The organism is Pantoea alfalfae, from assembly GCF_019880205.1.
GTDB lineage: Bacteria > Pseudomonadota > Gammaproteobacteria > Enterobacterales > Enterobacteriaceae > Pantoea > Pantoea alfalfae.
On record NZ_CP082292.1, the window covers coordinates 2,331,418 to 2,344,046 of the forward strand.

A 12,629-nucleotide genomic window follows, 5' to 3' on the forward strand; every position below is an offset into this window, starting at 1 on the left:
CATGGTGAAAAAGAGTCTTGCGTTAACGCTGCTGGCGGTGCTTACCCTGGCAGGCTGTAAGGCCCCGCCGCCGCCCGTCACTGACGATACGCTGGTCACCAGCGAAATTAACGGCGTTAAACTGGTCCATCGACACGCTGTCGCAGCACCGACTGAATTTGAGCCGGTCAATCAGACCTGGCGGGCGCTCTATGGTGCCTCGGTTATGACCTCGCCGGATTACGGCGGCAAAGTCGTTCGCTATCTCGAAACGGGTAAACCGTTTGAAGTATTAGGTAATGTGGAGCACAGCTGGCTGGCGATTGCTGACCAGGCCGATGGCCCATTGATTGGTTATGTACCGTTAAAAGCGGGTGTAGAGAGCAGTCGTTACGATGCCACGCTGCAGAGCGATCGTCCCCGTCCGCGGAAAGCGAAACAGGTCTGCGTGGCCGTCGGGGGCGCGAGTAAAGCCTGTCGGACTAACGATACCGCGACCTGGATCTTAGACTGAATATGAAATCCGGCGCATATTGCCCGCAGCACCGTCCTGTGTTGCGGGTAAAGGGATTTGCCATTGGCTGGAAGATCACGAATTAATGACTGTGGAATCCCCTGCGCGTGAGGCGACCCCCTCGGGCAATGAGAATCTATTACTTCAGGCTGCGGCGCCACTGCTGAATGCGGTGGTGCAAATTCGTCAGGCAGCCACCCATGATGACCCTGCGGGTCTGCGCCAGTCTCTGATCGATGAAATTCGCCAGTTTGAACAACGCTGTAAACAGGCAGGGCTGCCGTTTGAGATGATTATCGGCGCGCGTTACTGCATCTGCAGCGCGCTGGACGAAGCCGCGGCGCAAACCCCCTGGGGCACGCGTGGCGTCTGGTCGGGCAACGGCATGCTGGTGACCTTTCACAATGAAAGCTGGGGCGGCGAGAAATTCTTTCAGCTGCTGTCGCGCATTTCACAAAGTCCGCAACAACACCTCTGGCTGCTGGAAGTGGTGCAATATTGCCTGCTGCTGGGCTATGAAGGCCGCTATCGCGGCAGTGAAAATGGCCGCGCCCAGTGCGACGGTATCCGTAAGCGCCTGAAAAGCCTGATTGACGAGACGCGCGCCCAGCGCCAGACCCCGCAACCCCCGCTGGTCGAGGTGCATCCGCTGGTCAGTACCCTCGCCCGCCCGATGGTGCCGCTCTGGGCCTGCGCCATGCTGGTCGCGCTCATCGGCTGCCTGATCTACAGCGGCCTGAACTGGCGGCTCGGCAACGCTGCCGAACCGCTGCTGCGCACCATCTATCAGACCCCGCTGCCGCAGATTACTGCGGGCCGCCGTCCCTCTTCTCCGCAGGCGCTGCTCGATCTGCGTCAGCGACTGAACGATGTGATCGCTGCCGGACAGCTCGAAGTCAGCGATGGTGCCTTTGGCAGTAAAGTGATTATTCCCGCAGACAAATTGTTTGCCGAGCAAGGCACGGTGATTAACCCGGTGGGCCGCGCGCTGCTGGCCCGCGTCTCAACTGCGATGAAAGATGTCAAAGGCACCATTCTGGTGTCCGTGTTTACCGACGATCATCCGGTGGATAACAGCCGTTTTGCCTCCAGCTATGAGTTCTCATTCGCCCGCGCCCGTGCCATCACCCAGCTGCTGCAGCTGCAGCTGGAGGACGGTCATACGGTACGCTCTGAAGGCCGTGGTGACAGCGACCCGCTGCTGCCCAACGACAGCAGCGAAAACCGGACCCGCAACCGCCGCGTTGAGATCACCCTGTTTGCCGCGCCTGAAACGCTCAGTAATCATCAAGGAGCACAATAATGCGCGCTTCCCTTCGCCTGCTGTTAACGCATCGCCTGCTGTGGAGCTTTATTGGCGTCACGGCGCTGAGCTGTCTGGTCTGGATGCTGGGGCCGTTCTGGACATGGGGCGAGTCGCGTCCCCTGGAACCGGTGCTGCCTCGCCAGCTCACCGTGAGCGCGCTCTATTTTCTCTGGATCCTGTTCCAGCTAATCCCGTCGCTTTATCGTGCCTGGTTTAACAGCCGCTTACTGACCCAGCTTCAACTGGCGGGCAACGACGATCCGGCGGAACGTCAGATGACGGAGGAGCGGCTTAATCAGCGCTTCAGCGAAGCGGCGATGCAGCTGAAACGCACCCAGTTTGGCCGTCGTCACAACGGCAATCTGCTCTCGCGCTTTAATGCTAATTATCTCTACCAGTTGCCCTGGTATCTGGTGATGGGTGCGCCCGGTGCCGGTAAAACCACCGCGCTGTTTAATGCGGGCCTCGATTTCCCGCTTACCGATACGCTGGGTAAACAGGCGATTCGTGGCGTCGGCGGCACCCGCAACTGCGACTGGTGGTTTACCGACAGCGCGGTGCTGATTGATACTGCAGGGCGGTATGCGCTGCAGGAGAGCCAGCGCGTGCGCGATGCCGCGGAGTGGCACAGTTTTATCAATCTGCTGAAACGCTATCGTACCCGCCAGCCGATTAACGGTGTCATCATGACCATCAGTGTGGCCGATCTGCTGAGCGATTCTGCCGAAGCGCGTTTTGCCCAGGCCAGTGCGCTGCGTGAGCGCATGGCGGAACTGCATCAGCAGACAGGCATTCACTTCCCGGTCTATGTGATGGTCACCAAAACTGATTTGCTGAAAGGCTTTATGAGCTACTTCGGCAACATTGATAAAGCGCGGCGTGACGCTATCTGGGGCTTTACGTTTAACCGGGAGACGACCAGGCCGCATAGAGATGACTGGCATCGTCATTTTGGCCAGCAATTTCAGCGGCTGGAAGAGCAGCTACAGCAGCAGCTGGCGGAGCAGATGACTCAGGAGCGCGACCTGAATGAGCGCGCTGAATGCTTCCTCTTCCCGCAGGAGTTCGCCTCACTGCGCCCGCTGCTGAACGAGTATCTCGATATCGTCTTTTCTGATCATCAGGATGCCGTCGCCTGGAGCCCGCGCGGCCTCTTCTTTACCAGCGGCACGCAGGAAGGCCTGCCGTTTGATCGGGTGATGGGTGAACTGAGCCGTAAACTGCAATTACGTCAGGCGGGCGAACATTCGATTGCCGCCTGGGACAGCGTTAATCGCAACAGTCCGATTCCCGGCAACAAAGGCCAGAGCTTCTTTATTCGTGACCTGTTGAGCGATCTGGTCTTTAAAGAGAGCGGGCTGGCGGGCAGTAATCGCCGCTGGGAGTATCGCAATCAGCTGTTCCACTGGATTGGCTACGGCGTGCTGGCAGGCGCGCTGTTAATCGCCTCCAGCCTGTGGGGCATCAGCTACTACCAGAATCAGCACTATCTGCAGCAGGTGGCCGCGCGCGTACCCGCCATTCGTGAGCAGAGTCAGCAGGTGATTCATCAGCCTGCTGATAATATTTTTGATCTGCTACCCTTTCTTAACAACCTGGTGAAGCTGCCGCTGTCGGAACGTTTTTCTCTCGATAATCCGCCGCTTACTATGCGGGCTGGCTTATATCGCGGCAGTCAGGTCAGCGATGCCGCCTGGGTGCTTTATCAAAATGCGCTTAAGTCTTTGCTGCTGCCGCGCGTGGCGCAGCAGATCACCAACATTCTGCGAAACGATCCGGGTGATGATAACGCCTACAGCCGCAATGCGCTGCGCGCCTATCAGATGCTCTATCAACCGCGCAATTACGATGGCGAATTTTTACGGGCATGGCTGCTGCAAAACTTACAGCGCTCGCTGCCCGATACGGTAAGCGCCCGCGATCTGCAGCAGCTCGACTGGCACCTGAGCCAGCTGCTGGATCAGCAGATTCAGTCATCGCCTTATGCGCGTGACAATGCACTGATGATGCGCAAGCTGGCAGACAATCTTAAAATCGCGGGCCAGGCGGGCAGCGTGCTGGCGGCAGCACCGCTGCACCCGGCCGCGCGATCACACTCGCAAAGCGAGTAATGGTGAGGTGAACATGGCTGCTTACACCGCCCCCGGCTGGTATGGCAAGCTGCCGTCGACCGGTGACTTTCTGCACCGTCGTCTGAGTGAGCAACAGATTAGCCCGTGGAATCACTGGTTCCAGCAGGGATTAATGCACTGGCATCAGCAGGCCTGGTCATACAGCGCGAACTTTCTTCACGCGCCGGTATGGAACTTTGTCCTGCCGGTGACCGCGACCCGGCCACACGTACAGATGGGCTGTCTGTTGCCCTCCTGTGACCGCGTCGGGCGCGCCTGGCCGCTGCTGGCACTGCACAGCTTTCCGCTGGCACAGTGGCATCCGGCTCAGCTGACCATCTCCGGTGACTGGTTTCAGGATCTGGGCGTGACCCTGTTACGGGCGGTTCAGACGCCGCTGAACGGCGAGCAGTTAGAGCAGCAGATCCAGGCGCTGCCGCCGCTGCTGGTGCCCGCCAGGAAGCCCTCTGAGATTATGGATGTGATCGGTTTTCAGGATCTGCCCTGCACGCTGAGCTGGCGTGAAGTGGCCGAACGTTTCGACCCTCAGCAGCATATGAGCTACTGGTGGAGTAATCGCAGTGATGGTTTTGCCCATGCGACCCACAAGCACAGCGGCAACCTCACGGCGCAACTGTTTTCGTTACTGTTTAACCCGGCGGCAGGTGCACAGCCGGGACGTAATGGCCTCTATCCTCCGATGTTCGAGTGAGGCCGGATGCGTTTGCCGTTCAATCTGGGATAACTCATGCAATTTACCATCGTGCAATGCACTACGGATGTTCCGGTCAGAAGCGTCGCGTTTCAACCGCCTGGCGGCACCATCGGCCGCAGTCAGGACAACGATCTGGTGCTGCCGGATGAGACGCGGGCTATTTCGCGCCTGCAGGCGCTGGTTCACCTGTCGCATGACGGGGAGTGCCGGCTGACCAACCAGGGCAGCGTAACGCCGGTCGAGCATAACGGCATTACGCTGGGTCGCGGCATGCAGGTGCTGCTTAAGCACGGCGACGCATTGCGTATCGGTGAGTATGCGCTCGAAGTGCGCGATCCCGCCTGCCAGAACGCGCAGAGCGATCCGCTGGCGCTGTTTGCGGGTGACAGCGCCCAGCCCGCGAATCCTTTGGGCATTCACGAACATCACGAGGTTGAGGATCGGCTGCTGGTCAACGACGTGCCGCCTTCACGTCACGAGCGTCACAGTGATGCGCGGCTGGCGATCGAGCCGCAGGCCAGTGAGCCACGCCGGGCGCTGGCGGCACAGCCGGTGGATCAGGATCGGCTAATCGCCGCCCTGCTGGACGGCATGGGGCTGAGCAACGGCCACGCCACACCGGTTGACGAAGAGCAGATGCGCATTACCGGCCGGATGCTGAGCCTCTTTTCTCAGGGCACCGTGGCCCTGCTCTCATCACGTTCCATTCTCAAACGGGGCGTGAAAGCGGACATGACCATGATTCTGAATGAGGCCAACAACCCGTTCAAAATCCTGCCCTCCGGCAAAACCGTGCTGATGCAGATGTATCAGAGTCAGATGCCCGGATTTATGCCGCCGGAACAGGCAGTGCGCGATGCGCTGGTCGATCTGCAGGCCCACCAGCTGGGCATGATTGCCGGCATTCGCGCCATTATCGCGGCGATGTTGCAATCCTTTAATCCGCAGCGGCTGGAGGAGCAGGCGCGCGCCGATGGTCTGGTGTCAAAACTGCCGTTTTCCACCGCGAAGAAAGCGGCGCTATGGGACTACTTCATGCGTAATTACCAGCGTACTGCCGGTGAGATCGAAGATGATTTCCATACGCTGTTTGGCGAAGCTTTCCTTCATGCCTATGACATGGAAGTGAATCAGTATAAAGATTCTCAGACGCGGGTGGACGACGCATGAAAATCGTTTTTGCCAGCCGCTGCCAGCAGGGGCTACGCGATGAGAATCAGGATCGCACGGGTGCCGAGCTGGATGAGCGAAAAGCCTGTTTTGTGGTCTGCGATGGCGTGGCCGGTCTACCCGGTGGCGAGATGGCGGCACAGCTGGTGCGCGACACCCTGCTGAGCCAGATACAGGCGCACACCGACTTTACGCCGGAAATCACCCATCAGGCGATCGAGCAGTGCCGCTTAGCGCTGCATGAGGCACAGGGTAAAAATCCGAAATATTCCCGCATGAGCACCACGCTGGCAGCCCTGTTTATTGACCGCCAGAAACAGCGTGCATGGTGGGCGCATGCCGGTGACAGCCGGGTTTACCACTTCCGACGGGGCGTGCTTCACGAGGTGACCCGGGACCACAGTCTGGCCCAGCAGCTGAAAGAAGCGGGCTATGAAAATACCGGCATTAACAGTAATTTACTCTATAATGCGCTCGGCGCTGAGCCGCCTCGCTTAGTCAGCTTTTCGCAGGAGATTGCGCTGGAGGATGGGGACGCTTTTCTGGTCTGCACCGATGGCTTCTGGCTGAATCTGACCAGTAGTGAAATGGAACAGGCGCTGCGCATGGTAAATGCCTGCGAAGAGTGGCTGGCTCTGATGGAACAGGCGGTGAGCCGCAACGTTAAAAAAGATAATCTCAGCGCACTGGCGGTCTGGATTGGTGAGCCGGAGGAGGCAACACTGCTCTATTCACTGGCTGATTCGGCGCGCTTTCTGCCGCCTCGTTTTTGATTCCAAGGATCCTTATGAAACTGTGGTTGCCCGGCATCATCACTCTGCTGATTGCCTTTAATGCCCAGGCTGAAAATTATCGTGTGGTCTACTCCCCCAGCCTGGCGCTGGAGGTTTATATCGATAATGTGGTGAGTAAAGCGCCTGACGACTGGTGTAAAGAGACGCTGCCGCTGCGTATCGTCTCCGGCAAAAGTAAGGATTCGGCCGTACTGACCACCTTTTTACCGCGCGTGGGCACCCTGCTCGCAAATCAGTGCGGCTTACTGGACGAACTGCCCTGGCAGATGACCAATAAAGAGGGTGGCGTACTGGCCAGCGGCAGCGCCAGCAAGTTGCAGAACTGGCGGCCGATTGTGATGGCGGATGCGACAGCCAGCGCCAGTGACAGCAATGCTGCCCCACTCGACCTGTCACGGCCCGCCAACAGCACACCGCTGCAACATTTTGATCTCCCCAGCGGCTGCCATTTCCGCACCGCCTGGGATGACAATGCACAGACCCTGTTTATTCCGGATGTCAGCAAGCAGCAGTGCTCGCCGGACGGCTGGGCAGAAGGCAAAAGTGAACTGACGCTGGCGACAGCGGATCATCCGACGCCGGTTGCGGTCACCTTTTATCAGGGTTACCCCATCGCCAACCTGACGATTCCGGACAGCAAGCTGGAAGTCATTGCTGCCAATAATCAGCGCATGATTGTGACACGCCAGGATACGCCGGATAGCTGGCTGGTGCTGCCTTTTGATCCCCGGCAGCATGTCTGGCGCTTCAATGGTGCGCTGTTAATAAAGATGGATAAGAATGCTGCGCAGCAGGATGCTGACGCTGTGAAATCGCGAGTCGATACATTGCGCAGCCAGTGGGCGCCCTATTTCATGCCACAGCAAAAAGTGAATGTGTTACTCATCGACACCCTGCACGCGGATCTGGTTGATCCTGCCATTGGTGCCTGGCGTAACATCAATTAATTACCGCGCAGCCTGACGACCAGGCCGTGTACAGAGAGTTCACTATGTCGGCTAATGATAATCCGAAAACCGTTCCGAATGCCCTGCCTGACGGATACCGTTTCAATGAATTTGAGATCAAGGAAGTGATCGGAGGCGGCGGCTTCGGCATCGTCTATCGCGCGTGGGATCACCAGCTTGAACGTACTATTGCCATTAAAGAGTATATGCCTGTGTCGCTGGCTGTCCGTGCCGCCGACTTAACGCTGGAGCTGCGCGGTGAACGTTTCCAGAAGCTATTTAATGCCGGGCTGACCAGTTTTATTCAGGAAGCGCGTCTGCTGGCCCGCTTTAATCATCCCGGCCTGCTGCACGTGCTGCGCTTCTGGGAACAGAACGGCACGGCCTATATGGGCACGCTTTACTACAGCGGGATGACGCTGAAAGAGTGGCAGCTGACCAGCCCGGCCTCGATCTCTGAAGCCTGGATCCGTCGCCTGCTGCCGCCGCTCCTTGGGGCCATCAGCACTATTCATCAGGCCGGCTATCTGCATCGTGACATCTCGCTCGACAATATCCAGATTCAGGAGAACCAGCTGCCGGTACTGCTGGATTTCGGCTCGGCGCGTAAAGAGATTGGCAACCTCTCTGATGAAACCGAAATCATGCTTAAACCTGGCTTTGCGCCGATTGAGCAGTACAGCGAAGAAGGTGAAGTCGAACAGGGACCGTGGACCGATATTTACGCGCTGGGCGCGGTGCTGCATAGCCTGATTACCGGCAATCCACCGCCAGTGAGTGTGGTGCGCTGTATTGAAGATAATTATCAGCCGCTGGTGGAACGTCAGCCAGAAGGCTACTCGCTGCCGCTGCTGCATGCCATTGACTGCGCGCTGGCCATGAAACCCGGCGATCGTCCGCAAACGATTGACGCCTTTGCGGCACTGATTGATCTGCCGGTCAGTGATGTGGAAGCCGTGGTAAACAGCTTCCCGGTGCCGGGCGAGCCGCCCGCGCTGCCCGTCGAGGAGCCGGTTGAAGCGGCTCCGCCGGTGGTGATGGCGATGAATCATGCTGCGGCGTCAGCGGAGCCGGTAACGCCGCGCACGGTGCGGCGGCTGTCGCCAGGCTTGCTGGGGCTGGCTGCCGTGGCGCTTCTGGCCGTGGTCGTCACCGTCTGGCTGGCTAATCGCCACAGTGCCACACCGGATGTCGTTAATAACCCGGCAGCCGCAACGCAGGCACCCGCATCAACCCCGCCAGCCGCCGCCGTGCCTGCCGCGCTGGCGACGGTTTATCTTAAGCTGGAGAGCGGTGAAAGCGTGGTGCTGAATGGACAGCCGGTTGAGGTCAAACCTGGCAGCAGCGGATTTGCCGCGCTGAATCTGGCGGCGGGACAGTATAAAATTGACGTTAAAAATGGCAGTGAGCTGCACACGCAATCTCTGACGATTGATAAGCCGGGCACCTGGCTGATTAATCCTGGCAACTAGCTGACCGGATTAGCAGGTTCGTCGCAGCTGTCAGCGGCGCAGATAATAAAGGGCGCGTCATAAAAACGCGCCCTTTTGCTATGCCGGTCGGGATTCAGGCCTGCCTGAGGCAGGATTGCTGCAGCGTCCGCACCTGATGCGCCAGTCGGCTCAGACTCTCTTCTTCCATACCGCGCCGGGTCAGTTCTTCTTCCAGCGCAAACAGATACTGTGCATTCGATCCCAGTGGGCCGCTGGCTGCGGCAATTAAAGGCGCAATTGCCTCCGGGCAGGAGTCCGATTCATAAAGCGGATGGCGCGGGTCCATAATGAAGGTCAGCGCAGTGACGCTGCGGCCATCCTCCAGCTGTAACTCACACCATGTTGGTAAATAACAGCCAGTAATCATCTCACGCTTCCACAGCAGCGTCAGTTCTTCATGTAACCGCGCTTCCGGCAGACGAAATGCCAGTCCCGTGGTGCGGCCACCCTGCTTCAGTGCCAGCATGCGGCCGGGATGCGTGGCGGTGCCGCGTCCGGCAATCAGCCGCAGGCAGAAAGCACGATGCCAGCCCTCCAGCGAACCGGATGCGACTTCATCCGCCTCAAAAATCGGGTTCCACATCAGCGAGCCGTATCCGAAGATCCAGACCGGGCTGTGATCGGGACGGCAGGCCAGCGTGGCTGCCAGCGAAGCCGCGCGCTGCTCGCAACTCCAGAGCAGCGTCTCATCGATATCCCCGAATGACGTTTTACAATCCGCTCTTAATAGAAATTCCCGGGTAAGCAATGCGACCTCCTCGACTTCAACAGCGTCCTGCAGAATGGCTCCTTTAACAGGATCGCCAAAACGGCACGGCGTTTCGATCATCAAACTGACATTAATCTATTTACGCGCGGCGTTTCAAGCGTGATTCCCGTCGCAGGTTAAAAAAAACCAGATAAAACTGATAGCGCAGACAAAAAAAAAGGACCAGATAATCCTGGCCCTTTACCGCAAACCGGCTAGCCGCCAGGTTAACGTTTAGGATGCCACTTATCATCATCACCTTTTTCGTACTCTTTCTTCACGGCGGCCCAGGCGACTTTATGCGCCACTTCTTCCCGTGAGTCATCACCGCGGCGATCTTCAGCCTCTTTATACTGATCCCAGGCACTGTTAAAGGCCTGCTGATAGATCTCCTGCGCATGTGCAGGAAGTACATGTTTTACATTGTCCGGTAAGTCGGCTCGGTTAGCGTAAGGCATAACGGCTCCTCAGTTTATGGATTCACACTAAGCCTGGCGCAGGACAGCAAAAATACAAACAGTGACTTATTAGCACTTCAGATTAAAAAGGAGAATCTCGCCCTGCAAATCACAATCATAAGCCGGATTTGCGGCAGAATGAGACCGGATAGGTGCATAAGTCATAATTGTTGTGGACTGATTACTATTGCAATATTTGAGATAACTTCAGGTTAAGACCCCTTCGGAAATTTATTGCATTTAAGTAAAAAGCAGTAAATTTTTCCCATCCGGGCCGGTGAAAAGATAAACTGCGCCCTGCCCTAAAACTGATTATATTTCTAACAGCAGCATCCGCTGCGTCCGGATAATCATTAACCAGAGAGGATGGTGAATGCCTTCACATGAAAAAACACGTCACAAGGAATTCTCACTGATACTTCCGCTTATCACGCTGGGTATACTCTATTTTTTTGGTGCAAACACCTCGTTTCCGATAATTGTCGGTATTAACTTAGTGGCGCTGGTTGCCATTCTGAGCAGCGCCTTCAGCGTTGTGCGTCACGCTGACGTGCTGGCCCACCGCCTGGGTGAGCCTTATGGCTCGCTGATCCTGAGCCTGTCAGTGGTGATTCTCGAAGTGAGCCTGATCTCAGCGCTGATGGCGACCGGCGATGCCGCACCTGGGCTGATGCGCGATACGCTTTATTCGATAGTGATGATTGTGACCGGCGGGCTGGTGGGTTTTGCGCTGCTGCTGGGCGGTAACAAATTTGCGACACAGTACGTTAATCTGGCGGGCGTAAAGCAATATCTCATCGCTATCTTCCCGCTGGCGATTCTGGTGCTGGTGTTTCCCAACGCGCTGCCGGGCGGCAATTTCTCGGTGGCGCAGGCGCTGCTGATTGCGGCGATTTCCGCGGCGATGTATGGTGTTTTCCTGCTGATTCAGACCAAAACGCATCAGAGCCTGTTTGTCTATGAGCATGAAGATGATAGCGATGATGGTGATCCGCATCATGGTAAACCCTCGGCTCACAGCAGCGTCTGGCACACCATCTGGCTGATCGTGCATCTGATTGCTGTTATTGCCGTAACCAAAATGAACGCCAACACGCTGGAAAGCCTGCTGACGGAGATGAATGCACCAGCACAGTTCACCGGTTTCCTGGTGGCCCTGCTGATCCTCTCCCCTGAAGGCCTGGGCGCGATTAAGGCGGTGCTGATGAATCAGGTGCAGCGCGCCATGAACCTCTTCTTCGGATCGGTGCTGGCGACCATCTCACTCACGGTACCGGCGGTAACCATTATCGCCACGCTGACCGGACAGGAGCTGATATTCGGGCTGGAGCCGCCGCAGATGGTGATTATGATGGCATCGCTGATCCTCTGTCAGATCTCCTTCTCAACCGGCCGCACCAATGTGCTGAACGGTGCTGCGCATCTGGCGCTGTTTATTGGCTATCTGATGACCATCATGCTGTAACGTCACCGGAGTTCAGGCGAAAAAAAAGAGCGATTAATCGCTCTTTTTTTGCAGCAAACTTACTTGCTGGTATCGAGTTCCGGGAAGCTTTTCACCAGATCGTCAATCGCTTTCATCTGCACCAGGAACGGCTCCAGCTTATCCAGCGGCAATGCAGATGGGCCATCACACAGGGCATGTTCCGGATCCGGGTGCGCTTCGATGAACAGACCGGCAATGCCGACTGCCATACCGGCACGCGCCAGCTCTGCCACCTGCGCACGACGCCCGCCGGATGCTGCGCCAAACGGATCGCGCGTCTGCAGCGCATGGGTCACATCGAAAATCACCGGGCTGTTTTTGGTGACTTTCTTCATCACGTTAAAGCCCAGCATATCGACAACCAGATTGTCATAGCCAAAGTTGCTGCCGCGATCGCACAGGATAACCTGCTCGTTGCCACCTTCAGCGAACTTATCCACGATGTTGCCCATCTGACCTGGGCTGACGAACTGCGGCTTCTTGACGTTGATAACCGCACCGGTTTTCGCCATCGCTTCCACCAGGTCAGTCTGACGCGCCAGGAAGGCCGGCAGCTGAATCACATCCACCACTTCGGAGACGGGCTGCGCCTGTGCCGCTTCATGGACATCAGTGATAATCTTCACGCCGAACGTCTGCTTCAGCTCCTGGAAAATCTTCATCCCCTCTTCCAGGCCAGGGCCACGGTAAGAGTGAATGGAGGAGCGGTTCGCTTTATCAAACGACGCCTTAAACACGTAAGGAATACCGAGTTTATTTGTTACGGTGACATAGTGCTCGCAGATGCGCATCGCCAGGTCGCGCGACTCCAGCACGTTCATCCCGCCAAACAGTACAAATGGCAGATCGTTTGCAACGTTGATATCGCCAATACTCACGACTTTCTGTGTCATGCCCTTTCCTTTTCA

Annotated in this window: 12 protein-coding genes; 9 read left to right on the forward strand and 3 right to left on the reverse strand. The window is 57.2% G+C overall.

What is annotated here, in order from left to right; all coding sequences use genetic code 11:
- Position 1 precedes the first annotated feature (1 nt).
- The 8 genes from K6R05_RS10855 (at position 2) to K6R05_RS10890 (ending at position 9,008) form a co-directional block, all read left to right on the forward strand.
- Positions 2–493: a hypothetical protein gene (locus tag K6R05_RS10855; RefSeq protein ID WP_013357636.1), complete on the forward strand. Its 492-nt coding sequence runs from the start codon at positions 2–4 to the stop codon at positions 491–493.
- A gap of 85 nt (positions 494–578) precedes the next feature.
- Positions 579–1,796: a type IVB secretion system protein IcmH/DotU gene (gene icmH / locus K6R05_RS10860; RefSeq protein ID WP_161735605.1), complete on the forward strand. Its 1,218-nt coding sequence runs from the start codon at positions 579–581 to the stop codon at positions 1,794–1,796.
- On the forward strand, positions 1,796–3,910 hold the full coding sequence (gene tssM / locus K6R05_RS10865; RefSeq protein WP_222924133.1) for a type VI secretion system membrane subunit TssM: 2,115 nt from the start codon (positions 1,796–1,798) through the stop codon (positions 3,908–3,910). Before icmH ends, tssM begins: the two co-directional genes overlap by 1 nt.
- A 13-nt stretch (positions 3,911–3,923) precedes the next feature.
- Positions 3,924–4,622: a type VI secretion system-associated protein TagF gene (tagF, locus tag K6R05_RS10870; protein ID WP_161735601.1), complete on the forward strand. Its 699-nt coding sequence runs from the start codon at positions 3,924–3,926 to the stop codon at positions 4,620–4,622.
- Positions 4,623–4,658: 36 nt separating this feature from the next.
- The gene (tagH, locus tag K6R05_RS10875; RefSeq protein WP_161735599.1) at positions 4,659–5,795 is read left to right on the forward strand and encodes a type VI secretion system-associated FHA domain protein TagH; all 1,137 of its coding nucleotides are present in this window, start codon (positions 4,659–4,661) and stop codon (positions 5,793–5,795) included.
- On the forward strand, positions 5,792–6,568 hold the full coding sequence (locus K6R05_RS10880; protein ID WP_161735597.1) for a PP2C family protein-serine/threonine phosphatase: 777 nt from the start codon (positions 5,792–5,794) through the stop codon (positions 6,566–6,568). Before tagH ends, K6R05_RS10880 begins: the two co-directional genes overlap by 4 nt.
- A gap of 14 nt (positions 6,569–6,582) precedes the next feature.
- Positions 6,583–7,536, forward strand: coding sequence for a hypothetical protein (locus K6R05_RS10885; RefSeq protein WP_161735595.1), 954 nt, complete (start codon positions 6,583–6,585; stop codon positions 7,534–7,536).
- A 44-nt stretch (positions 7,537–7,580) separates the two neighbouring features.
- Complete coding sequence (locus K6R05_RS10890; RefSeq protein WP_222924134.1) at positions 7,581–9,008, forward strand: serine/threonine protein kinase; 1,428 nt, start codon at positions 7,581–7,583, stop codon at positions 9,006–9,008.
- Positions 9,009–9,102: 94 nt separating this feature from the next.
- Here K6R05_RS10890 and K6R05_RS10895 read toward each other — a convergent pair whose 3' ends face one another.
- A complete protein-coding gene (locus tag K6R05_RS10895) occupies positions 9,103–9,777 on the reverse strand; it encodes a gamma-glutamylcyclotransferase (RefSeq protein ID WP_202605020.1) in 675 nt (224 codons plus the stop codon).
- A gap of 227 nt (positions 9,778–10,004) precedes the next feature.
- On the reverse strand, positions 10,005–10,235 hold the full coding sequence (gene chaB / locus K6R05_RS10900) for a putative cation transport regulator ChaB (protein ID WP_161735589.1): 231 nt from the start codon (positions 10,233–10,235) through the stop codon (positions 10,005–10,007).
- A gap of 373 nt (positions 10,236–10,608) precedes the next feature.
- Here chaB and chaA point away from each other — a divergent pair, with 373 nt between their 5' ends.
- Complete coding sequence (gene chaA, locus K6R05_RS10905) at positions 10,609–11,700, forward strand: sodium-potassium/proton antiporter ChaA (RefSeq protein WP_161735587.1); 1,092 nt, start codon at positions 10,609–10,611, stop codon at positions 11,698–11,700.
- Positions 11,701–11,759: 59 nt separating this feature from the next.
- Here chaA and kdsA read toward each other — a convergent pair whose 3' ends face one another.
- Positions 11,760–12,614, reverse strand: a complete 855-nt coding sequence (kdsA, locus tag K6R05_RS10910; protein ID WP_033732390.1) for a 3-deoxy-8-phosphooctulonate synthase — start codon at positions 12,612–12,614, stop codon at positions 11,760–11,762.
- Positions 12,615–12,629 lie beyond the last annotated feature (15 nt).